18 protein-coding genes and 3 tRNA genes (1 of these 21 running past the window's edge) are annotated in these 23471 nt (G+C 63.7%); 9 read left to right on the forward strand and 12 right to left on the reverse strand.

Going from position 1 to position 23471, the window contains the following annotated elements; all coding sequences use genetic code 11:
* Nucleotides 1–34: transfer RNA gene (locus tag HMPREF3176_RS05625), tRNA-OTHER, on the reverse strand (it extends 53 nt beyond the left edge of the window).
* A 333-nt stretch (nucleotides 35–367) separates the two neighbouring features.
* Here HMPREF3176_RS05625 and HMPREF3176_RS05630 point away from each other — a divergent pair.
* The 9 genes from HMPREF3176_RS05630 to HMPREF3176_RS05670 all read left to right on the forward strand — a co-directional run bounded on the left by HMPREF3176_RS05630 (nucleotide 368) and on the right by HMPREF3176_RS05670 (nucleotide 10361).
* Nucleotides 368–439, forward strand: a tRNA-Val gene (locus HMPREF3176_RS05630).
* Between the two features lies 1 nt (nucleotide 440).
* Nucleotides 441–516 (forward strand) — tRNA-Gly (locus tag HMPREF3176_RS05635).
* A gap of 140 nt (nucleotides 517–656) precedes the next feature.
* Entirely contained in the window at nucleotides 657–2885 is a 2229-nt protein-coding gene (glgX, locus tag HMPREF3176_RS05640) for a glycogen debranching protein GlgX (RefSeq protein ID WP_070458755.1), read from the forward strand.
* Between the two features lie 35 nt (nucleotides 2886–2920).
* Nucleotides 2921–5431 (forward strand): malto-oligosyltrehalose synthase, encoded by a 2511-nt coding sequence (treY, locus tag HMPREF3176_RS05645; RefSeq protein WP_070458757.1) that lies wholly within the window; start codon nucleotides 2921–2923, stop codon nucleotides 5429–5431.
* A 3-nt stretch (nucleotides 5432–5434) separates the two neighbouring features.
* Nucleotides 5435–7213 (forward strand): malto-oligosyltrehalose trehalohydrolase, encoded by a 1779-nt coding sequence (treZ, locus tag HMPREF3176_RS05650; RefSeq protein ID WP_070458759.1) that lies wholly within the window; start codon nucleotides 5435–5437, stop codon nucleotides 7211–7213.
* Entirely contained in the window at nucleotides 7213–8001 is a 789-nt protein-coding gene (locus HMPREF3176_RS05655) for a dihydrofolate reductase family protein (RefSeq protein WP_070458761.1), read from the forward strand. The genes treZ and HMPREF3176_RS05655 overlap by 1 nt, the downstream gene beginning before the upstream one ends.
* On the forward strand, nucleotides 7998–8438 hold the full coding sequence (msrB, locus tag HMPREF3176_RS05660) for a peptide-methionine (R)-S-oxide reductase MsrB (protein WP_070458763.1): 441 nt from the start codon (nucleotides 7998–8000) through the stop codon (nucleotides 8436–8438). The genes HMPREF3176_RS05655 and msrB overlap by 4 nt, the downstream gene beginning before the upstream one ends.
* Nucleotides 8439–8494: 56 nt before the next feature.
* Nucleotides 8495–9103 carry a DUF3000 domain-containing protein gene (locus tag HMPREF3176_RS05665; RefSeq protein WP_040386525.1) on the forward strand — a complete coding sequence of 203 codons (609 nt, stop codon included), beginning with the start codon at nucleotides 8495–8497 and terminating at the stop codon, nucleotides 9101–9103.
* A 7-nt stretch (nucleotides 9104–9110) separates the two neighbouring features.
* Nucleotides 9111–10361, forward strand: coding sequence for an HRDC domain-containing protein (locus tag HMPREF3176_RS05670; RefSeq protein ID WP_070435971.1), 1251 nt, complete (start codon nucleotides 9111–9113; stop codon nucleotides 10359–10361).
* Here HMPREF3176_RS05670 and HMPREF3176_RS05675 read toward each other — a convergent pair.
* Genes HMPREF3176_RS05675 through HMPREF3176_RS05725 form a run of 11 tightly spaced genes read right to left on the reverse strand, consistent with a single transcriptional unit; the run spans nucleotide 10358 to nucleotide 22563 of the window.
* Nucleotides 10358–10957, reverse strand: coding sequence for an NUDIX domain-containing protein (locus HMPREF3176_RS05675; protein ID WP_070435970.1), 600 nt, complete (start codon nucleotides 10955–10957; stop codon nucleotides 10358–10360). The two genes, HMPREF3176_RS05670 and HMPREF3176_RS05675, sit on opposite strands and share 4 nt — an antisense overlap.
* Nucleotides 10954–12093 carry a glycosyltransferase gene (locus HMPREF3176_RS05680; protein ID WP_016664391.1) on the reverse strand — a complete coding sequence of 380 codons (1140 nt, stop codon included), beginning with the start codon at nucleotides 12091–12093 and terminating at the stop codon, nucleotides 10954–10956. Before HMPREF3176_RS05680 ends, HMPREF3176_RS05675 begins: the two co-directional genes overlap by 4 nt.
* Nucleotides 12094–12096: 3 nt before the next feature.
* Nucleotides 12097–13767, reverse strand: coding sequence for a murein biosynthesis integral membrane protein MurJ (gene murJ / locus HMPREF3176_RS05685; RefSeq protein WP_168161951.1), 1671 nt, complete (start codon nucleotides 13765–13767; stop codon nucleotides 12097–12099).
* Nucleotides 13764–14633, reverse strand: coding sequence for a hypothetical protein (locus HMPREF3176_RS05690; protein ID WP_070458879.1), 870 nt, complete (start codon nucleotides 14631–14633; stop codon nucleotides 13764–13766). The genes murJ and HMPREF3176_RS05690 overlap by 4 nt, the downstream gene beginning before the upstream one ends.
* Before the next feature lie 17 nt (nucleotides 14634–14650).
* The gene (locus tag HMPREF3176_RS05695) at nucleotides 14651–15730 is read right to left on the reverse strand and encodes a copper transporter (RefSeq protein WP_070458767.1); all 1080 of its coding nucleotides are present in this window, start codon (nucleotides 15728–15730) and stop codon (nucleotides 14651–14653) included.
* Nucleotides 15727–16908, reverse strand: coding sequence for a putative cytokinetic ring protein SteA (steA, locus tag HMPREF3176_RS05700; protein WP_070458769.1), 1182 nt, complete (start codon nucleotides 16906–16908; stop codon nucleotides 15727–15729). The genes HMPREF3176_RS05695 and steA overlap by 4 nt, the downstream gene beginning before the upstream one ends.
* The gene (gene recN, locus HMPREF3176_RS05705) at nucleotides 16905–18617 is read right to left on the reverse strand and encodes a DNA repair protein RecN (RefSeq protein WP_070458772.1); all 1713 of its coding nucleotides are present in this window, start codon (nucleotides 18615–18617) and stop codon (nucleotides 16905–16907) included. Before recN ends, steA begins: the two co-directional genes overlap by 4 nt.
* Nucleotides 18618–19586, reverse strand: a complete 969-nt coding sequence (locus HMPREF3176_RS05710; protein WP_070458774.1) for an NAD kinase — start codon at nucleotides 19584–19586, stop codon at nucleotides 18618–18620.
* A gap of 37 nt (nucleotides 19587–19623) precedes the next feature.
* A complete protein-coding gene (locus tag HMPREF3176_RS05715; protein WP_070458776.1) occupies nucleotides 19624–20484 on the reverse strand; it encodes a TlyA family RNA methyltransferase in 861 nt (286 codons plus the stop codon).
* Between the two features lie 11 nt (nucleotides 20485–20495).
* On the reverse strand, nucleotides 20496–21509 hold the full coding sequence (locus HMPREF3176_RS05720) for an HAD-IIA family hydrolase (protein WP_246816551.1): 1014 nt from the start codon (nucleotides 21507–21509) through the stop codon (nucleotides 20496–20498).
* Nucleotide 21510: 1 nt separating this feature from the next.
* The gene (locus HMPREF3176_RS05725; protein WP_141740651.1) at nucleotides 21511–22563 is read right to left on the reverse strand and encodes a hypothetical protein; all 1053 of its coding nucleotides are present in this window, start codon (nucleotides 22561–22563) and stop codon (nucleotides 21511–21513) included.
* Nucleotides 22564–23471: the final 908 nt, after the last annotated feature.

Genomic DNA, 23471 nt, shown 5'->3' on the forward strand with positions numbered 1-23471 from the left:
CAAGGTGATGCTCTACCAACTGAGCCACATCCGCATTTTTGGTCGATCTCTCGAACCAACGAATAGATACATTACGTCAGGATCGCGTTCCGCGCAAAGTAGGCCGCCCGCTTTTGACTCAAATCACCTCGAGCAGCTTTGCGAGCGTGCCAACTCGCCCCTCACGGGCGATTTTCCAGCCATAGAGCTTCATGACGCAGCGCGAGGAGCTTCATAGCGCAGCGCGAGCCGCGAGCGAGCGCCGCACTTGCGAGCCTCACCACAAAAGACCGTCGCGAACCCCGCGACAATTTGGGGCCGCGCGCCGGTGGTGTATTGTTGTCTAGTCGCAAAGAGCGAACAGGCGAGTTCCCGCCGGCTCTTATGCGGGCGATTGGCGTAGTGGTAGCGCGCTTCCTTCACACGGAAGAGGTCACTGGTTCGATCCCAGTATCGCCCACGCGGATGTGGCTCAGTTGGTAGAGCATCACCTTGCCAAGGTGAGGGTCGCGGGTTCGAGTCCCGTCATCCGCTCCACTCCAAGGCCCCGTGCACGTGCACGGGGCCTTTCTCATTCCACGAAACTTCGGGCTTCTGCCAGGCCATCGGGCCACAATGTCGATGCAAACGTGTTTTCGCGCAGCCATCGGCTGCCTCAGCGCAAGGATTCTTCGACAGTGCAGATTTGGCCAGGCTCCCCGTACCCGCTCGGTGCAACCTTCGACGGCAGCGGCACGAACTTCGCCCTCTACTCAGAGGTCGCCGAAAGAGTCGAACTCTGTCTCATCGGCGACGACTTTTCGGAGCGACGCGTAGAAATGACAGAAGTCGATGCCTTCGTGTGGCACGTGTATCTTCCAGCCGTCCAGCCGGGTCAACGCTACGGATTCAGGGTCCATGGCCCCTATGATCCGGCGGCCGGGCACCGCTGCGATCCCTCGAAACTCCTTCTCGACCCGTACGCGCGCGCAATCGCGGGCATGCCCGACACGGACGCGAGCCTGCTCAGTTACGAGCTCGACGATCCTTCGCAGATGAGCAACCTGGACTCGAAGGATCACACGATGCATTCAGTCGTCGTCTCGCCCTACTTTGATTGGGGCAACGACCATCCTCCGGCCCACGAGTACCACGATTCGATCATTTACGAGGCGCATCTCAAAGGCTTCACGGCTACGCACCCGGACATCCCCGAGAGTATCCGGGGCACTTACGTGGCGATGGGGCACCCGGTCGCGATCGATTACCTCAAGTCCCTCGGGGTCACGGCGGTTGAGTTCTTGCCGTTGCACCAGTTTGTCCAAGACGGCCACCTTCAGGATCGCGGACTTCGCAACTACTGGGGCTACAACACGATTGGCTTCTTCGCGCCGCATAACGAGTACGCGTATGCGGGCGAGACCGGCCAGCAGGTCCAAGAGTTCAAGCAAATGGTGAAGAACCTTCACGCGGCGGGTATCGAGGTCATTCTCGATGTGGTCTACAACCACACCGCTGAGGGCAATCACTTAGGCCCAACCCTGTGCTTCCGCGGAATCGACAACGCCAATTACTACCGCCTCGTCGACGACGATCTCACGCACTATTACGACACGACCGGCACGGGCAACAGCCTTCGCATGCGCACCCCGCACGTGCTTCAGCTCATCATGGATTCGCTTCGGTACTGGATTACCGAGATGCACGTTGATGGCTTCCGCTTCGACCTCGCCTCGACTCTTGCCCGCGAGCTGCACGAGGTAGATCGGCTCTCGAGCTTCTTCGACATCATCCAGCAGGACCCAATCATTTCGCAGGTCAAGCTCATCGCGGAGCCGTGGGATCTCGGTGAAGGCGGCTATCAGGTCGGTGGCTTCCCTCCCCTGTGGTCGGAGTGGAACGGCAAATACCGCGATGCCATGCGCGACTTCCACCGCGGTGAGTCAGGCATGCTCCCAAAGTTCGCAAATCGGTTCGCTGGCTCGAGCGATCTCTACCAGCACACGGGCCGCACGCCCATCGCCTCCGTCAATTTCCTTACCGCCCACGACGGATTTACCTTGCGAGATCTCGTGAGCTACAACGAGAGGCATAACGAGGACAATGGCGAGGGCGGCAACGACGGCGAATCGAATAACCGCTCGTGGAACTCGGGGGCGGAAGGTGCCACGGATGACGAGGCGATTCTCGACCTCCGCCTCCAGCGCATGAAAAACATGATGGCCACCCTGCTCCTCAGCCAGGGCGTTCCCATGATCCTTCACGGCGACGAGCTCGGCCGCACCCAAATGGGCAATAACAACGTGTACTGCCAGGACAACGAAATCGCGTGGATGAATTGGGAGATCAGCCCGCGCCAGCAGGACATGCTGAACTTCACGCGCATGCTTATCGAGCTGAGGCGGTCGCACCCTATTTTCCGTCGCCGACGCTTTCTCTTGGGTGAGGTCCGCGACGGAGCGTCCTCGAGCCTGCCCGATGTTGCGTGGCTCGGAGTCGACGGCACCCCCATGACCGATGAGGAATGGAACGATCCGGTGGCAAAGTGCCTCACGGTGTTCTTTAACGGAAGTGCGATCCCCGAGCCGAACACGCGAGGCGAACACATCGTCGATGATTCCGCGCTCCTCATGTTCAACGCCTCCGAGACGGACGTGGAGTTCACGATCCCGGAGGGCGAGTATGGCGAAGAGTGGACGGTCACGGCAGAAACCTCTGCGTCGCTCAGCCCCGGCGATACCGTCAGGGCGGGCGAGGTCCTCATTCGCCCCGCCTACACGACGCTCGTGCTCGGCAGGGCCCCCATGACGCCCCCGGGAGAAGAGGATGACGCGACGGCTCTCTCAACTCCCCTGTCTCCTCCCACGTCCGTTTTGACGCCCACGGCGCCGAATGATCCAGGTACCGACGAGGGCCCCGCGCTCTGACGGAGCCACAGCGCACCCACGACGAAGGAGGGCCCATGCCCGGCGCGCCGATCAGCACGTACAGGCTTCAGATCACGCCTGAATTCACCTTCCAAGATGCGACACGACTCGTGCCGTACCTGGAGCGACTCGGGGTGAGTCACGCGTTTATTTCACCGATCTTGCAGGCGGCGCCGGGGTCCATGCATGGCTACGACGTCGTGGATCATTCCCGCGTGAGCATGGATAACGGTGGCGAAGAGGATCTGCGGGGGCTCGCAGATGCTCTCCATGAGCGAGGTATGGGCCTCATCGTCGACGTCGTCCCCAACCACATGGCGATCCCCACCCCCATGTGGCATAACCACGCGCTGTGGTCTTTCTTGCGGGATGGGGCATCGAGCCCCTACGCGTCGTGGTTCGATAGTGATCCTCACGCGGAGCACGGAATTCTCCTGCCGGTTCTCGGCCGCCCGGTCGGCGCGACGATTCTCGACGATGAGCTCAAGCGAGGGACCGCGGAGGTTCCTCAGCCTGATGGCTCGCGGCGAATCGAGCATGTCCTTCGATACTTCGATCATGTGTTCCCTCTCGCCGAGGGCACCGAGAATCTGCCAATCGTGGATCTTCTCGAGGCCCAGCACTACCGCCTTGCCTATTGGAGGGTCGCCAATGACGAGTTGAACTATCGCCGCTTTTTCGACGTCCAGACTCTCGCGGCCCTCAAGGTTGAAGACCGTGCAGTCTTCGACGCGACTCACGCGACCCTCCTGCGCTTGCAATCGGAGGGCGTGATCGACGGGTATCGGATCGATCATCCCGATGGCCTTGCCGACCCGCGCGGGTATCTGCGGCGCCTCGAGAGCGCCACCGGTGGCGCATGGACCGTGATCGAAAAGATTCTCGAAGGCAACGAGTCGCTCCCACCGGACTTTCCCGTCGCCGGAACGACGGGTTACGACGCCCTCTGGCGCGTCCAGGGCCTTTTCCACGACCCTGCGGGCGCGGCAGCCCTCACGCACACGTGGCGGACATTCACCCACGATTCGCGTTCCTTCGACGAGATCACTCACGCAAGCGCCAAGGAGGTCATCGACACCTCGCTGTGGGCCGAAATTGCACGTCTCGTCGATCTCGCCCAGCGGATCTGTGATGCCGACATAATGCTGCGCGATACGACCAAGCGGCAGCTCGAACACGCGATCATCCAGCTCCTCATGGCGATGGATCGCTACCGCGCCTATATAGTCCCCGGGGAGAAGGCCCCCGCGTGTGAGCGCCAGGTGCTTGCCGAGGCCGCAGATCGAGCAGCCTTGGCCATCGGTGACGACGAGGGGGATCGTGCCGCTCTCGAGATCGTCACGGCATTTGCGGGTGGTCCGGGGCAGTTCACGTCCGACGGTTCACTCGATCCGCTGCGCGCGGAGTTTGTCACGCGTTTCGCTCAAACGTGCGGGCCGGTTCACGCAAAATCTCTTGAGGACACAGCTTTCTACCGGTATCACCGGCTCCTCGCAGTCAACGAGGTGGGTGCCGACCCGAACCGCATTGGCGTGGATCCCGAAGAGTTTCATCACTTCTGCGAGCGGATGCTCGGGACTTTCCCCACATCGATGACCACGCTCTCTACGCACGATACGAAGCGCAGCGAGGACGTACGCGCAAGGCTCGCGTCGCTCACCGAGTATCCGTCGGAATGGTCCACACACGTGGCTCGCCTCCATGCCGTGAGCGCACAGAAGCGAGGACCGCTCGTCGATGCGCCGTTTGAGTATTTTGTGTGGCAGACGCTTGCGGGGATGTGGGACCTACCCGGCTCGCGGCTTGCGTCGCTGAGCGAGGAACGCCTGGCGGAGTACCTCGAGAAGGCCATGCGCGAGGCAAAGGTCCATACGGGATGGGTCGATGGCAACGATGAGTACGAGCGCGAAATCCGCGACTTTGCCCTGTGGGCTCTCGGGAACGACGACGTGCGGGCGATCCTCGACGAGTGGACCTCGCTGACGTTCGATTCGCAGCGCGCTGCTATTCTCGGCCAGAAACTCCTCCAGCTCACGATGCCCGGTGTGCCCGATGTGTATCAAGGCAATGAGACTCTTGACTTGAGCCTCGTCGATCCCGATAACCGACGCCCAGTCGACCACGCGGCGCACGCGGCGCGGCTCGAGGACCTCCTTTCAGGTGCTGCACCAGAGGGCATCGCCGATGAAAAGCTCCTCCTCGTCGCACGCGCTCTTAACACGCGACGGCACCACCGCGAGTCGTTCGTCGGCCCAGATGCCACCTACACGCCGCTGCCAACGACGTCCTCCCACACGATCGCTTTCGCCCGTGGATACGCGAATAGCCCCGCCAATGTCGTGGTTATCGCCACGCGCTTGCCGCACGTGGAGGCTTCGCAGGGACCCGGGTGCACCAAAGCGCGGATCGTCGTCGATGAGGGGCGCTATACAAACGTCCTCACCGGGAAGCGTATTGAGGGCGGCACTGTCGAGCTCGCCTCCCTCGTGCGCGAATGGCCCGTCGCGCTCCTTGTACGCGAAAAACCGGAGCACTCGGAGGGATAGCCGATGAGAGACTATTCGCGTTTCGAGGTATGGGCGCCGAAGGCCGGCACGGTCACGCTTGCACTCGAACCCCGGTTCGAGGGAAAGCGCCGCGAAATCACCATGGAACGCAGGGAGGGTGGCTGGTGGCATGCCCCAGGGGTCGAGGCGCACCCGGGCGATCGCTACGGCTTTCTTCTCGACGACTCCTCCGTCGCGCTGCCGGATCCACGCGCACTGGCGCAACCCGAGGGCGTCCACGCCTTAAGCGAGGTCGTCGACCCGCGCACATTCAACTTCACGACTCCGTGGGCAGGCATGGATCTTCGTGGGAAAGTCATTTACGAGCTTCACATCGGAACGTTCGCGGCGGATCGAGATACCGGTGCGTCGGGGACCTTCGACTCAGCGATCACGCGCTTGGATGCGCTTGTAGAACTCGGCGTCGACGCCGTTGAAGTGATGCCTGTCGCGGCGTTTCCTGGCGAGCGCGGTTGGGGCTATGACGGCGTCGGCCTTTTCGCCACCCATGAGACCTACGGCGGGGCCGAAGCGTTCGCGCGGTTCATCGACGCTGCGCACGAGCGTGGACTTGCCGTCATCGTCGACGTCGTTTACAACCACCTCGGTCCCGACGGAAATTACCTTGGGGAATTCGGCCCCTACTTCACACACACGCATACCACCCCGTGGGGGCCCGCTATCAATTTCGATGCCGAAGACAGTGCCGAGGTGAGGGCGTTTGTTGTTCAGAACGCTCGCCAGTGGCTCATCGACTTCCACCTCGACGGCCTTCGACTCGACGCAGTGCACGCCCTTCGAGATCACTCCCCCACGCACATTCTCGCGGAACTGTCGAGCGCGGTTGCGGATATGAGCAGAGAGGTGGCTCGCCCGCTCACCCTCATCGCGGAGTCCGACCTGAACGACCCCGCGATGGTGACCCCCGTCGCCGAAGGTGGTTTCGGCATGCACGCTCAATGGGCGGATGACATCCACCACCATCTTCATGCGTGGGCCACCGGCGAACGCGCGGGCTACTACGTCGATTTCGGCGCGGCGGCCGGCGTGAAAAAGACCCTCGAGCGCATCTTTGAGCACGATGGGTCCTATTCGACCTTCAGGCAGAAGAACTGGGGGGCGAAGGTCGAAGCCGCGAGTGCGCACTACGATGCTCATGCCTTCGTAGCCTTCATCCAGGACCACGACCAGGTGGGCAACAGGGCATCGGGCGACCGCATCACCGACACAATCGGTTATGGCGCGCATGCGGCGATCGCCTCGCTCTACCTGCTGGGCGCGAGCACGCCGATGCTCTTCATGGGCGAGGAGTGGGGCGCGCGAACCCCCTTCGCATTCTTTAGCGACCACGGGGAAAGGATCGGCCCGCTCGTCAGCGCAGGTCGAAAGGAAGAGTTTGCGCGCATGGGGTGGAGCGATGCGGTCCCCGATCCGCAGGCACGCTCAACCTTTGAGGAGTCATTCCTCGACTGGAGTGAAGCCGAAAGCGGCGAACACGAGGCGCTGCTCGAGTTTTACCGGGCGCTTCTTTCGCTGCGGCGCAAGAATTCTGACATCCAGAAAGGCGCATTCGACTCGATCGTGGTGGACGTTCTCAGCGAGGGGGCAATCCTCATGCATCGCGGACGCATCGGCGTGCTCGCCTCGCGCGGGGACGCACCCGTGGCATGGGAGCCGGGCTCCCGCGCGCAGGTGCTCGCCTCCTTCGGTGGGGAAAGTGATGGTCGCGCGCTCACGCTCGACGGTGCGGGAGCGCTCGTATTCGAAAGGTCCGACGCTTGATGGCATCTCACGCTCACGATAAGAACGCGCCGCTTACCCGCCTCATTGGCGCCGGTGTCCCGGTTACGCCCGAGGAGTTTCGTCTCGACGATGAGGGCGCCCGCGCGCTCGGTAGCCTGCTCGCATTTCCCTCGGACCGCGTCCACGTGCGCTCGATGATGAACCAGAGCCTTGACGGCGCGATCGCGGGGGGCGATGGGACGTCAGCCTCGCTCTCGAACCCGTGGGATTTTTTCACTCTCACTGTTCTTCGGGCGCTTGCGGACATCATCGTGTGCGGCGCCAATACGGTGCGCAGTGAAGACTACCGTCGTCCCTCTGGCAGGCCCGCGCTTCGCACCGAGGCGCGACGCCCGCGCGGCGCGGAGTTCCCCGCACTCGCGATCGTGACGACGAGCGGCGAGATTCCCGAGCACATTGACCAAGCCTGGCCGACGTTCCTCATCTGTCCACCTGGCCGCGGAGCTCACGTTGCCCGTGTCAGTGGCTTTGAAAGCGAGGCCATTATCGAGGCGGGCCGTGCCCAAGAGATCGTACGCGCACTCGCAGAGCGTGGATTTCTCGGCATTCAAGTCGAGGGCGGCCCGCGGGTAAATGGAATGTTTGCCGAGGATGAAGCGTTCGATGAACTTGTCTGGACGCGCTCGGCGATTACCGTGGGAGGCGATGCGCCTCGCGCAAGCGTCGGAAGCGCACACCACCTCGCGTGGCGCCTCGCGGATCTCTTCCACAGTCCCGGCGCCCAGATCGAACGCTACGTCCGCACTCACCCCAAGGAGACTCCATGAACGTGCCTCTCGGCGATGGCCGCTACCCGATCTCGTTTACGAACGACGAATGGCGCAAGCGCCTCAGCCCAGATGAGTACCGCGTCTTGCGTGAGGCTGGGACCGAGCGGCCCTTCGCGGGTGAATACGAAGAGGTGCGCGCGGCAGGCACGTATGCGTGCCGGGCCTGCGGTGCCGAGTTGTTCCGCGCAAGCGAACAGTTCAACGCGCACTGCGGGTGGCCAGCTTTCTGGGCGCCAGCCGAGAGCGACCGCGTGGAACTTATCGAGGATCGCAGCCTCGCAATGGTGCGGACCGAGGTGCGCTGCGCTTCATGTGGATCACACCTCGGGCATGTCTTCACCGGCGAGGGTTTCCCCACCCCAACCGACGAACGCTATTGCATCAATTCCATTTGCCTCGTGCACAGCGAAAACGATGACCCGGCTGCGCACTGATGGAGGCGCGGCGCGCCTCCGCCACGACGCGGTAAGTCAACGATAAGTTAGCGGCCGTGGCCATTCATCACTTTCCCCAGGAACGCGAGGAATTCGTGAGCGCGATCGATGCGCTCACCGCTGCGCCCATTCGCCACGAGGTCAAGTGGGAGGAGATTCCCGCTCCTTCCAGACTCGCTCCCTTTTCGTGGGCAGCCGAGGCCGATGTCGTCATGCACGACGCTGATCTCGCGAGCGGAAAGTTCATCGTGCTCTACGACCCTGAGGGCAGGGAGGACTGGAGCGGTCGCGCACGAATCGTCACCTTGATGCAAGCCCAGCTCGAACACGAGTTCGCGCTCGAGTCCATGCTCGGCGATGTGGCGTGGAGCTGGGTCACCGAATCGCTTGAGCTTGCGGGGGCCGAAGCCCACGAACTTGGGTGTACCGTGACGCGCGTCGTTTCCCAAAGCTACGGTTCACTCGCCGCCCGCCCCACGACGGTCGACATCGAGATGCGCGCATCATGGAGCCCGGACTCCCTCGACCTCGGCGCCCATTTCGGCGCGTGGTCCGCGATCCTCTGCGCCGCAGGTGGCCTTCCGCCCCAGCCACTCTCCGTGAGCCCTCTGCATCCGTCCCACCGCGCGAGGGCGCCTCATCTTTCAGCCTCGAAGGATCACTAGAACGTTCATGACTGATTCCCACGACCAGTTGCCGGATCCCGAGTGCGCGCCCCTCATTAAAAAGCCCGCGGGTGGCACGCCGCCCCTCGTCACGACCGTTCAGGGCATCCTCGAGTGGTGCGCGCGTGTCAAAGCCGACGAGGACCTAGCGATCGACGTCGAGCGCGCTTCGAGCTACCGATACTCCGCTAAGGCCTACCTCGTGCAGATCAAGACGGAGGCGGCAGGGATATTGCTGCTTGATCCCCTCGCGTGCCAACTGCCTGGAACCTTCACGGACATCATGAACTCGCATCCGTGGATTCTTCACGCCTCGAGGCAGGACCTTCCCTCACTCGCCATGCTCGGGCTTGAACCGGTCGCACTTTTCGACACCGAGGTAGCTGCGCGCCTCCTCGGACTTCCCAGGGTGAGTCTCGGGGCTCTCACGGAAGAACTGCTCGAAGTTCGGCTTGCCAAGGAGCATTCGAGCGCCAACTGGTCCAAGCGCCCACTTCCGGAATCGTGGCTCGACTACGCCGCGCTCGACGTCGAGTACCTCGCCGAACTCAAAACCGTGCTCACACGCATGCTCGACGACGCTCACAAGACGTCGTGGGCACGTGAGGAATTTACCTTCGAAGCCACGTTCGCCCACCCGGAAGTTCCCGACGAGCCGTGGCGCGGCCTGCACGGCCTCGGCCAGCTCAAAAGCCCCCTGCAACTCGCGGTCGCGCGATCGATGTGGGAAAGGCGCGATGCAATCGCGCGTAATTCGGACGTCGCGCCGTTTATGGTGCTGCGCGACAAGGCACTCGTGGCCATGGCAAAAGCCTCGAGCAAGGGACGCCAGGAGTTCGACAACGCCGCACCGAAGAACCTCAAGCACCGCGAGCAGTGGTGGCGATGCGTCCGCGAAGCGCGAGAACTGCCCCGCGTTCACTTGCCGTCGAAGCGCGACCTGGGCCCCTACCCCAATCATCGTTCGTGGTCTAGGCGCTACCCCGAGGTTCTCGAGGCCTACAAACAGGTGCGCGAGGGGCTTCTCACACGCGCCGAAGAGCTTCACATGCCCGTCGAGAATCTCATCTCCCCCGGTCACATGCGCCACTGGGTGTGGAATCACTTCAGTGCAGAGGCCGAGCATCGCATCCCACACGCGAGCCCCGAACAGATCGTGCAGGAGCTCGAAGCGGTCGGCGCGCGCCCGTGGCAAGCCGCTCAAGTCACGCCAGCGATCATCGAATCTCTGCGCTCGTACGCGCGCTCGCGCAGTTAAGCGCCGGGGGCCTCGCCGCGGCGCACGCGTGCCGTATAGGCGAGCGTGGCGATGATCAGCGCACTGTTGTGAAGGCGACCTGACAGCGCGGCATCCTCGAGCTCGTCAAGGGGCACCGTACGAGTGAGGATTTCGGCTTCCTCGTCGACGCGTTCGAAGTCGACGCCCTTCGCCTCCGTGCAGTCGAACGCAACATACACGCTGATTTTCTCGTTCGAGCCGCCCGCGCTCGGGTAGTAATCGAGAAGGTGGTGCGCTGCGCCGGCCGTGTAGCCCGTTTCTTCTTCGAGTTCACGGACGGCTGCCACGGCTGGGTCTTCCCCGGCCTTATCGAGTAGACCAGCGGGCAGCTCCCACATGTGAGCGCGAGCCGGATGGCGATATTGGCGAATCACGACGACTTCACGCTCTGGCGTGAGCGCGAGGATCGCGACGGCGCCCGTGTGAGCGACGTAGTCGCGTGTAAACCTCACACCGGCCGCGAAATCGACGGTATCGCGCGCAACATCCCACACGAGCCCCGTATACACGGTCCGACTCTCAGCGACGGGTCGCGCGCAAAAATCGTCGGCGAGCGAATTCTCGGAGGTGGTCATGAGTGCTGGTTCTCCTCGTCGTCGGCGAACGTGAAAAGCGCGGATTCGAGCTGAGCGATCAAGTCCTCTTCGGTTGGGAGTTCAGCGGCGCGTGCTCGGGAGGCAGCCCGAAGCTCGTCGAGGCGTTCCTCAGATCCCGGGTGTCCGGGCACGAAGGCAATAAGCCGTTCCGCCAGCTCGCGCGCATTCGCCGGCGCGACGAGAGGAATGCGCTCGCCCGTCACCCAGCGCGTCCCGCCGGCATCGGTGGCGATGATCGCCGCGCCTTCACCGATCGCTTCCTGAATCGCGACCGGCTGTCCTTCCCACACGCTCGTTTGGACCACCACGTGCGCCTCGCGCATGAGGGCGCGGGTGTCCTCTACACGCCCAAGCAGCTCCACGGGAAGCGCATGTTTCTCGATAAACTCTTCGAGCCGTGCGCGTTCCGGCCCCTCGCCCGCGATCTTTACGCGAAGAGATCCCGGATACTGCTCTTCCACAAGCCGCACTGCCTCACACAGGCAGGCGAGGTCTTTTTGAGCAGCAAGGCGCGCGACGCACAGAACCTCGAGGACATCGCCGTCGAACGCTCGCAACGACCCGCAACTCGCGGGGCGCGCAGCGGGAATGAGAGCCCTTTGAACCGCGCGTGCACCACTCGCGCGCGCGGCATCGGCGAGATCAGGCGAGACCGCGAGTACAAGATCGCTACGGCGTGAGGCAAGCGTGAACAATGCTCGCCCGATGACTGCGCCAACGCCGGTACGCGGCATCCGATTATGAAGCGTCGTCACGAGCCGAATGCGGGGGCGAAACCCGGTCATGAGCGCAAGGGCAGTGAGTGCTCCTGCACGCGCGCCGTGGGCATGAACCGTGAGCCGTTCGCCCTGTGCACGGCGATGTTCATCCCGAATGATCACGCGCAGATTCGCCCGTGCGCGAAGCGCCGCAAGCGGAGAAGCCCCCGAAGCGATCGCGAGGTGCCGATGTTCGACTCCGGGCCCAGCGGTATGCGAGGTGGCGTCGTCGAAGCACGGCGCTTCCCCCGCGTCCACAACGTGTACGCCTGCCCGAGCGAGCACGCATGCCTCATCGCGCACGTGCGCGAGCAAACCGCCTTCCGCGCGGGGCCGCACGAGGATCACACGCCGCATGCCCTACCCCTTCTTCGTCGCCTTGACGATTCGCGCGCCGAGCTCCACGATTGGCGCCGCAAGAGAGCGATCGGCGATCATCAGCACGCCCAGACACACCGCTGCACCAGCCGTACCCGTCCCGAGGCCAAACACGAGCGAGCCCCACGCGCCACGAAAAGCGTCACTCGCGAGCTGTGCGAGAGCGAGCCCCGCAATTGAGCCGAGGACCGACGCCACAACCGAGGCGAGGACCGTCGTGAAAAGGGGACGCACGTGTTCGCGAACCATGATCCGCTCGCGAAGGATGTTGAGCCCGCCAATCGCCGCGATCCACATGCCGATAGATATACACAGACCAAAAAGGACTCCGGCAGTGGCCGTCGATCGCGGTGGGGACGTCACGACCGTCACGAGAATAAGCACGCCCGCGATTCCCCACCCGGTCGCACCGATCGCGAGAGACTCCCCGGGCCTCAGCGCCGCATTGAGAACCCTCGCGGTCAGCATCACGATGCCGTACGCGATCAGCCCTGTGGCGAGCGCCGCCGTGACCGCGCCAACGCCGCGGATCCCCGCGCGATCGATCGCCACAAAAAACTTATCGATGGGGAGTCCCGCACCCCAAAGCGCAGCCCCACCCACGGCTGCGAATGCCACGACCGCCTGGACGGATCGAAGCGTCAGCGCCGAAAACTTTGCCCTATCACCGAGTGCCCGCAGCTCGGAAAGCTCGGGAAACACGCTCGTCATAACGGGGACGAGGAGAACCGCGTAGGGCAGGAGGTACACGGCCTGACCGTACTGGAACAGCGGAAGGGTGCCCGTTCCACCCGCGCGAACGGAGAGGGCAAGAATCAGGGCGGTCGTCAGTTGCTGGGCGCCGACGGTTGCCACACCCGAGCCGGCAAGTCCCAAGGCACGCGCACGCACGCCTCTGGTGAGGGCGAGTTGGGGCGTATACACAAACCCCGATCGCAACGCGGGAAACACTACGCATACCGCCATCGCGACAACCCCGAGAGTTGTCCCCCACCCGAGGGCAGCTTCAGAGAGATTCGAGAGCGTTCCCGCAGACACGCCCACGGGGACCGTGAGGGCATAGAGGCCGTACGTTGCCATGACGACGAGACTCGAGATGAGCGGTGCGAGCGCTGGCCAGAGAAACTTGCGTCGCGCCTGCAGGTACGCGCCAAGGACGATCGTAATCGCATAGAACGGCAGCTGAAGGGCGAAAACCCGCATGAGGCGAGCGCCAAGATCGATCGCTGCGGCATCGGCGGCTTGCGCACCGGTTCCAAGAATGGCTCGAGCGAGTGTGGGGGCAAGCGCCCACAGCACGAGTGCGAGGATGAGCGTGAGCAGAACGCTCCACGTGAGCAACGCTGAGACGATGCTCGAGGCGTTTTCGCGCGGGGCGACGCGGCTGCCTCCTTCACGCGGGCGGGAAGGCTCGTCAAGAAGACCCGCGATGAGCGGGATGACCATGCTCGCGAGCGCCCCTCCAGCGGCAACTTCGAAGACGACACTCGGCACAAGATTGGCACTCGCGTAGGCGGTTCCAATCTCACCCGCTCCCACGCTCGCGCCGAAAACGAGGTATCGCGCGAACCCTGCGAGCCGCGCAAGAACCGTGACGACAGCGATGAGACCCGTCGCTCGCACGAGAGACGGCGTCCGTGACGTAGCGCTCATGACCGCCCCCATTCGTCAATCGCGCTCAGAAAATCCGAGGAGGAAATGATGCGTGTGAAGCTCACCCGTTCACTCACGAGCGTGAGCCCCACGGCCACAGACGCTGCCGCAGTGCGGAAGGCACGCGAGGATGACAGCGCGGCGAGGGTGCCCGCATTCGCCCCGAGGACGTTTGCTCCCGCATCCCCGAGCATCCCCCGCGCACCGAAGTCGCGCGGAGCGGCAAGGATTGTCGCGGCCGCATGCGCGGCGGCGAGGGCCTTGCGAGAGCGCGAGGCTTCCTCGCGCGACGGCCCACACAGGGCGATCAGGACGCCTATGCTCGTGGCCTTCAGCGCCCTCGAAGGTCGCACATCGAAAAGGTTGGTGAGGTTCGCGCAGGCCGCAATCAACACGGTGTCCAGGCCACGATCGACGACGGCAAGAGCACTGCCGCCGAAGCCGGCGTCGGACTCTCCCCTCCCCCGGACACGTTCGCACTCGCGCGCGAGTACGTTCGCCGCCACCGCGATCCCGAGAATCTTGATGTTTCCCGTGGTGAGCTTTCCGTGCGCAAGTGCCCCGAGATGCCCCTTGAGCCCCTTCGGGGGTGCGGTCTCAGCATTGCGCATGAGCATCGGTTCGACGATGTCATCAGCGAGACCCACCGCACCGACGAGCGCAGCGGCACCACTCGACGGCACGCCGAGCCCCACGAGTGCACCTGCCGAGAGTGCGCCGGCCACCTCAACCCCCTCGGCGAGAGTGACGGGCTCACCGCGAAAGTTGGTGCGGTCGAGGTGTGCACGAAGCGACTTAGGACACTTGGCGAGGGCACGAGCGCATGTACGCGAGGCAAGCGCCGCCGCTGCGGCGCTGAAACCCACCGTCCGGAGGATACTCGTCACTGTCCACCGCCGTCGCTCGAGGAGGCCTCTTCATCGTTCGTCTGCCCTCCCGCATCCGTGTCATCCGAGCGCTTCTTTTCGCTTCGATCACCATTGCGCTCTTCGACCTTCTCGCGGATTGCGGACGCATCGGGCACGAGCGCCTCGGCATCGGTCGCTGATCCGTATGCTCCCGGCATCTCGACCTGGGCACCGGCAAGCGCGAGCGTAAGCGTCGCCGGACCCGACGCATACGTCAGCATGTCGATGCTCGAGACTCGCTCACGAAGATCACTCGTGCGCACAGCCGAAACAAGACCCTCCGAGCCTCCCCGCACGGATGAGGAACCTCCAACCGCTACCGTGACGCCTTCGCCGCCGAATGCCGTCACGAGCGCGCGGCGCGACTTATCAAGGTTGTCCGAGCGGGTCGCAGCAGCCTCCGGCGAGTCACTCGTGACCGAAAAGAGCGACTCTTCGCCCGAAAGCACCAAAACGGAGTCCACCGCTTCAATATCACCTTTGAGCGTGAGAACGCCGCTTGCGCTCAGAGCTTTTGCGATCTCGAGCCGCGCTGCATCGTCAAGATCCTCGCTCGGGGCAAGAACCGTCGCGATAACGGACGCCAGCTTTTCTGAGGTCGACGTCCCACTCGGCTTCACGCCTGGCCACGTCTGGGTGATTGTCGTCAGGGCCGAACGCCGTTCGCTTTCCGCCGCGGGATCCCACAGCGACTGGCCGAGCTCGATCTGGGGTCCAGTTTGTCCCCCGGCGGCCTCAATGAGCGTGCGCGTCGCCTCGACTTCGGCATGCATCGAGGAATGATCGGCAATCGTCGCGACCTTCTCACCGTGCATGGTGCCCGTCACCAGACCCGCACCCGCGGCTTTAACGAATCCCTCGAGGTCAGAGTTCTCAGCGTTCAAAGCATCGTTCGAGGCTCGCATTTCGTCTCGCTCAACCCTCAACTGCTCAACCTGCGCGGTTAGGGTCTGCCCCACGCCGTCGCGAAGAGGGCCCGCACCGAGCACGATGCCGATCGCGAGTGCGAGGAACACCGCCACGAGCGAAACGAGGTGGTAGCGAAAGTCGATCATGGGATCGGTCCTCCCTGGACAAACAGAGCGGTGAAAAAGCGCAAGGTGTCATCGAGCCTTGCACCGAGAATCTGGATAAACGTCTGGCCACCATCGGTAACCGCCATGGCGACGGCGAGCGCCAGGAGCCCCGCAACAACGAGGAGAACGAGCTGGAAAGTCGAGATGCGCTGCCGGTAGAGGCGAGAGACGCCCTTCGCGTCCACGAGCTTCGAGCCCACCCGGAGCCGCGTGAGGAACGTCGAACTCATACCCGCGCGCCCCTTGTCGAGGAACTCCTCGAGCGTTCCGTGAGTGCCGACGGCGACGATTACGTCGGCGCCGCGATCGTCAGCAAGAAGCATCGCAATATCTTCGCTCGTTCCCGAAGCCGCGAACGTCACGGCATCGTCGGCGAGTCCAAGCGCACGGACGCGCTCCATACCCGGAGCACGGCCATCGCGGTAGGCGTGCACGACAATCTCGGCGCCGCTCGCAAGCGCCCGATCGGACACCGAGTCCATGTCGCCAATAATCATGTCGAGCCCGTAGCCGGCATCGAGCACGGCATCTGCTCCCCCATCGACCCCGATGATGATAGGCCGGTTTTCACGAATGAATGGCATGAGGGCCACGAGGTCCTCGCGGTAGTGGTAGCCGCGCACGACAATAAGGACGGGCCGGCCTTGGAATCGAGTACGGACCTCCGGCGTGCCAACGCCGTTGATGAGAAGCTCACGCTCACGAAGCATGTATTCCATCGTGTTGGAGGCAAACGCCTCAAGCTGCTCGCTGAGCCCCTCACGCGCCTTGTCGAGCTTGTCGTTGAGAACCGCAGGCGTGTAAAGCTCCGCTTCGAGCCGCTCCCCCGTGCTGAGAGATACACCGCTCTCGTCGATCTCAACGAAGCGCCCCTCGCGAACCGTCGCGAAAAGATCCTGGTCCAGGACATCGAGCACCGGGATTCCCGCCTCGACGAGGATCTGGGGACCCGCATTCGGGTAGCGCCCCGAAATCGACGGTGACGCATTGAGGACTGCCGCAGGCGCGCGATCAACGAGTGCCTCGGCCGCAACGCGATCGAGATCCTCGTGGTCGATCACCACGATGTCTCCAGCCTCGACGCGCTTGGTCAGGTCTTTCGTCCGTTTGCCCACCTTTGCTCGACCGGCAATAGGGAACGTAAATCCAGGTTTCACGCGCCGCGAGCCTCCATTGACGTTGCGAGAAGCTCAGCGGCGTGCTCAAGCGCGGCGTCACTTTCTGCATCTCCCGCGAGCATGCGCGCCAGTTCGCGAACGCGCGCTTCTCCCTCGAGCGGTTCAATCCTCGAAACCGTGCGGTCCTCGCCGCCATCGCTGTGTGTCTCTTTCACGATCCTGACGTGGCAACTCGCCCACGAAGCCACCTGCGGGAGGTGAGTCACGACAATGACCTGGGAATTTTCGGCGAGCCTCGAAAGCCGTTCTCCTACCGCCCGCGCCGCGCGGCCACCAATACCCGCATCGATTTCGTCAAAAACGAATACCGGGGGCGCGCCGCCATCTGAAACGTCTGTAAGAGAGGCGATTGCCACCTCGAGCGCGAGCATCACGCGAGAAAGTTCGCCGCCTGATGCGCCCGTCGCGACGGGCATGTATTCGGCACCGGGGTGCGGCTGCATCGTGAACGACACACCGTCGGTGCCGCTCGCACTTCGAGGTGCCGGCGTCACGTCAATACGAAGAGATGCCCCGGGCATCTCGAGCCCGGCAAGTTCGTTCTCGATTTCGGCTGCAAGCTTCGCCGCGGCCTCGTGGCGTTCTCCGCTCAGTGCATCGGCGATCCGTGCGAGTTCGGCGTCAAGTTCCACGCGACGCTTGTCGAGCTCGCCAAGCCGCGCCGCGCCGTCCTCGAGCGCACGCAGCGCCTCGAGGGCCTCACGCGAGTGGAGCAGAAGCTCACTCACGTTCTCCGCCCCGCCGAGGCGAGGCCCGTACTCACGCACAAGCACTGTGAGCTCGTGCAAGCGCTCTTGCGCCTCCTCGAGACGGCCCGGCGAGGCCTCCCACCCGTCTCGCAGAAGCGAGATCTCGCGCGCAATATCGCTCGACTCGTCTCGCAGGGCGATAATGCGGTCCAGAACCTGCGACGCACCGGGCGCCTGAGTAAGCGATGCCGCGGCGGCATCGGCATGGGTCAGGACGCTCGAGGCTTCGTCGCCCGCAAGGTGCATGAGCGCACCTTCGAGGGCAGTGAGCGACTGAGCAGCATCATCCAAGCGTTCGATTTCCGCGCGCAGCGCGTCATCTTCGCCCTCAAACGTGCCCGCCCGCTCTATCTCCTGGAGGATTTCGGTGAGCTCCGCCTCGCGCTGCTCTCGATCGCGCAGAGACGATGACAGCTCCTTCAGCTCGCGTTCGAGCGAAGCAAACTCCCGAAAGAGTAAGCGGTGCTCGGCGAGCAACCGTCGGCCCTCCGCCCCCAACACCGAATCGAGCGCTCCAAGCTGCGCCGCCGGCTCGCGCAAGCGAAGCTGATCGCTTTGGCCGTGGATCGTAATCTCCCCGCCAACAATCTCGCCAAGCGTGCCCACGGGAACTGGAACGCCACCAATGTGGGCACGCGAGCGCCCGTCCTTCGTCACTCTGCGCACGACGAGAATTTCGCCGTCCTCGACCTCGGCACCAAGCTCATCGAGGCGCTCGTGCACGGGCGTTCCCGGGGCGAGACCTACGCGGCCCGACACCGTGCTTGACACACCGGCGCGGCGGGAATCGAGGCGACGCCCCATGAGGAGGCCGAGGCCCGTGATGACCATCGTCTTACCAGCGCCGGTCTCGCCCGTGAGCGCGGTAAAGCCCGGCCCAAACTCGATCGACGCGTCGTCAATAACTCCGATCCGGCGAATCGACAGAGAACGCAGCATTCAGCTCTCCCCCGCGTTCGAGTCGTAGCGCGTATCGGGATTACCGCCGCGCCACCCCTCAACGGGAAGCTTGAACTTCTCGACGAGTCGATCGGCAAATGGGGTCTCCGCGAAACGGGCGAAATGAACGCTACTCTTCGACAGGTGCGTCTCGAGCCTGGATCCGGGCGGAAGCTCAACCTGTCGCCGTCCATCGAGCGTCAACACTGCGGCCGACGGCGACTCAGGCGACACCTCGATCTCCACGACCGAGGAGCGCCCCATCACGAGGGGGCGTGCGAAAAGGGCATGCGCCGCGAGCGGAATGAGCAGCATCGCGTCCACCTCGGGCCACATGACGGGCCCGCCCGCCGAAAACGCGTACGCGGTCGACCCCGTAGGGCTCGACAGGAGCACCCCATCGCAGCCGAATTCGGATACCGGACGCCCGTCGATGCCGACGACGACATAAATCATGCGCTCGCGTTCGCCCTTTTCGAGGCTCGCTTCGTTGAGGGCCCAATCCGAATGCAGGAGCGCACCATCGGCAGCATATGCTTTCGTGCGGATGACGCTTCTGGCCTCAAGAATGTAATCGCGCGTTAGAAGCCTGCGCACCGTTGTCCCGAGTTCCGCTACCTCGCTCTCCGCAAGGAATCCCACGTGCCCAAGGTTGACACCGTGAACGGGAATGTTAAAGGGGCGGATCAACTCGAGCGCCCGCAAGATCGTGCCATCGCCTCCGAGAACAATGCACAGTTCCGTTTCCGCCGGCAGTTGTTCGTGGTCGAGGACCTCAAGTCGACCCGCACGGATCGTGTCGAGAAGCGCGAGAGCAGCCGGATCTTCCGGCCGAGAGGAGATTTCTTCCACTTGCGCGGAGGTCACGGTCGGCCTCACGCCCGCGGCGTGCAGGTCCTCAGCGACCTGACGCGCTGCCTTGAGAGCCACTCCTCGACCCGAGTGAACGTACAGCAAAAAGCGTCTCAGGGCTCTCCTCCTCCCTTACGGTCAGCACTCGCGGCACTCATGAGCCGGCGGGTGCCTCACGACGAAGACCCTCGGCTTCGGCGAGGGCCTCCTCGATCATTCCACATTCGCCTTCTGGATCGCGTGCGCCGGCGGGCAATTTTTCGCACAGAAGAAAAAACTCGACATTCCCGTCTTGCCCGGGAAGCGGGCTCGGGTGCAGGGCCTGGAGCGCGAGGCCGACGCTTGCCGCGCACTCGGTGACGCTCACAAGGGCATCGCGCCACGCCTGCGGATCGGTCACGACACCCGATTTTGGCAATCGCGCTCGTCCCACCTCGAACTGTGGCTTCAGCATGAAGAGCAAGCTCGCATTCGGCTCGACAAGGCGCGATGCGCCGCCAAGGATGTGCGTGAGAGAAATAAAGGAGACGTCGGTGACGACGACATCGGGAATGCCTACTCCGCTGGGCTCATACGCCGCGAGCATGGTCCGGGTCACGCAGCGCGCGTCGGTCCCCTCGAGATTCGCCAGCCGCGAATGCCCTGCAAGGCGAGCAATGAGCTGCCCGTGGCCGACGTCCACAGCCCACACGTGGGAAGCGCCCCGGCGCAGGCAAACGTCGGAAAACCCGCCGGTCGAGGCCCCCAAATCGAGAACCCGAGCTCCCGCGAGTTGAGGCGCTCGGGCACCGAGGCGCTCAAGCGTACCCTCGAGCTTCAAGGCCGCACGCGAGGCGAACTCGCCGCCTTCGGGAACTCCGAGCACTTCGAGAACGTCGCCCTCTGCCACGTTCATTGAGGGTTTGCAGGCGACGCTACCGTTGACGTGTGCGCGCCCTTCCTCAACGATGCGACGCGCATGCGTACGTGAGGACGCGAGATTGCGCGCAAAGAGTGCGGCATCGAGGCGTGGCACAGCGCGGACCCTTATTCGCCAAATGGCCCAAAGAGCTCACCCGAGGCAGCGCGAATCGCGCCCTCAAACGTGCTTTCGGGGAATCGCGCGTTCACGAGCGACAGGACGACCTGTGCCGCGCGCCAGCTCGACGCGTCGCCCGTCACGACGATGTCACCGCCCTCGAGGTGCGCCGCGGTAGAGCCGAGATGCGCTCGCTCTGCGTCAATGACAGGGTGCGCGGCGCTCTTCGCCAAGAACGAAAGGTTGGGCCGCACAAACACGGGACGTTGAATAGCCGGCGCATGTGCCGCATCGATCCAACTCGACACCCCCGTGAGCGTGTGGAAGGTTGGAACGTTCGCGCGGTTGCCGCCCTCGAGGTCCGTATCGAGGCGATCCCCGATTGCCAAGGGGCGGCTCGAGCTGGAGATTTCTGCCGCGACCTTGAACATCGCAGGCTCAGGCTTGCCCGCAGCTACAGCCTTGACCCCCGTCGAAAACTCGAGCGCGTGCACGAGCGACCCGTTGCCCGGTGCGAAGCCCTTCTCGGTGGGAAGGGTCGAATCGATATTCGTCGCGACGAAAAATGCTCCGCGGCGAATCGCGTACGCCGCCTCCGCCAGATCTGCCCACCCGACGGTCGGCGCGAAGCCCTGAATCACGGCCTTGACGTCATCACGGTCTTCGCGCGTCACGGTGTAACCGTTCCGCTCAACTTCCTCCACGAGCCCTCGACCGCCCACGACAAGGATTGTGCTGCCGGGTTCAACGTGCGCCCTCACGAGGCTCATCGCAACCATCGGCGAGTTCACGACCTCGTGCGCGTGGGCTTCGTAGCCGAGCGACGCGAGGTGCTCGACAACCATGTCCGGGGTGCGCGAGGCGTTGTTCGTCGCGAAGGCAATCGCGAGCCCTCTCGCACGAGCCGCTGCCACGGCATCGACCCCGTGCTCGATCACTGTGGAACCGTTCATCAACGTCCCATCCATATCGAACAGGAGTGCATCGAAAAGGTCGAGGAACGTTGGATCGGGGCGCTTCACGTTACTCCTTGTCGGATGGGGAATCTGGTGCGGTGGGCTCGTGAGGGGGCACCGGAGGCTCGATTGCTTGATCCGGTTCATCGCCGGACTCGCCCGAGGCCTCAAGGCCAGCGTTGGCCCCACTCGGCATATTCGGAGCGTCAACATCGCCTTGCGACTGCTCAGAGGGACCGCTGTCCTCGCTCGTATCTGGATCGTCGTTCACATCGTGGTGATCCGACGCTTGCTCGGCTTTCGCCGCCTCTCGTTCAGCAGCTTCACGCTCTGCCCGCTCAAAATCAGCCTCGACGTCGAACACGCCAATCTCTTCCTCCGTCCGTTCCACGGCCGCTTCCCTCGGTCGAGGTGCACGGCCAAGGCGGGCGTAGGCATCGGACTCCTCGTTAACGTCTGCGTCGGCAGCGAGCGTAACCCACTTCTTCGCCTCATCGGCGCGCCCTGCGGCTTCGAGAAGGTCGGCGTAAGCCAGCCACAGCCTGAACTGCCACTTGCCGTCGACCTTCGAGCGCAGTGCCGGAATCTCGAGCGTCGCGATGGCCGTATCAAGATCTCCAAGATCGGCGTATGCACCGGCAACGACCATCATGAGCTCGATCGTTTCCGCATTCGTGAGCTTCGCTGCCTCTTCGGACTGCGCGATATCGAACGCTTTTTCAGGGCGCCCCAGGCCCCTCTCACAGTCGGCGACGATCGGGAGGAGATCGACTTTTCCGCTCATGCGCATGGCGGCGCGCATTTCCCGAATGGCGCCGCGGTAGTCGCCTGCCTCGTACAGCAGGGCGCCGTAGAGCTCGCGAACGGATGCGACTCGCGCGCCGAAACGCGCAGCCCACTTCGCATGCTCGAGGGCCCGCTCCGGTTCATTCTCGGTCAGCATCGCGCAAGCGACGAGGTGGCGCGACACACGCTCCATCTGTTCCTTCGTAAGGGCCTTGAGGGTGGCGCGGAGTTCGGGAGCCAGCTCGTTTCCAGTGATGTCTGCCGGGACGAATGGTTCGCGCCCTTCGCGAAGGCGTTCTTGGCGATCTGCCTCAAACCCGTCCGCGCTTGACATCCGCGCACGCTGCTCGAAACGCCGCTTATCGCGCTGGTCACGATAGCCGCGTTCCCCTTTGCTGAAGCGCTGCCCGCGGCCCTGGGCGTCACCGCGGCGCCGATTACCATCGTGGTGCTTGTTTTCACCCTTTTTCCAGCGACGATCCCCGTCGCGACGCGGCTTATCATCCCTGGACCAGCGACGCTCACCATCACGACGCGGGCTGTCATCCCTAGACCAGCGACGTTCACCATCGCGACGAGACTTTTCCCCCTCGCGACGATCGCGCCAGTTACCGCCGCCGCCATCGCGCCCATTCCGGTTATTCTTCCAAGCTCCGTCGCGTCCCGAACGGGAGTCACGAGAACGTCGATCCGAACCGTATGAGCGTCGCTTGCCGTCACGACCGCGCTCTCCCCGAGAATCACGGTCACCACGCTTACTCGCACGATGCTCCCCACGACGACCATCGGTGCGCGGCTTTCGCGATCCATACTCGCCTCGAGTACGGGCGCGGCTTTCGCTCGCAGAACGCGAGTCAGGTTCAAAGTTCTCGTTGTCGGACAATCCGCAACTCCTCCAAGGGGGCGAGCCACGAAGGTAAACGTGGCCGCAGGAATAAGGGTCCGTTGGCGGTCCCGCGACAACTCGCGGTACACAACGTAGCTCTACGCTAGTGGACTACTTCCCCGTAGCCTCGACTATGGAATGGTTTTCGGGCCAAGTTCACATCGTGCGTCGATAAGAGATGGTGCTTTCGTGAGAATCCAAACCATCGCCCGTCCTTCGTCGAGGATCCGGGCAGCCCCGATCCTCGTCCCAGTTCCGGCTGCGTTCGCGGGAAGCACTAGCGTTAAACAGGTTGAGCCCCGACCTTAGCGGCCGGGGCCCCCCCTCAAAGAATAGTTCGGCGGTGTCCTACTCTC

The sequence above is a fragment of the Dermabacter sp. HMSC08H10 genome, from assembly GCF_001807585.1.
Lineage (GTDB): Bacteria > Actinomycetota > Actinomycetes > Actinomycetales > Dermabacteraceae > Dermabacter > Dermabacter hominis.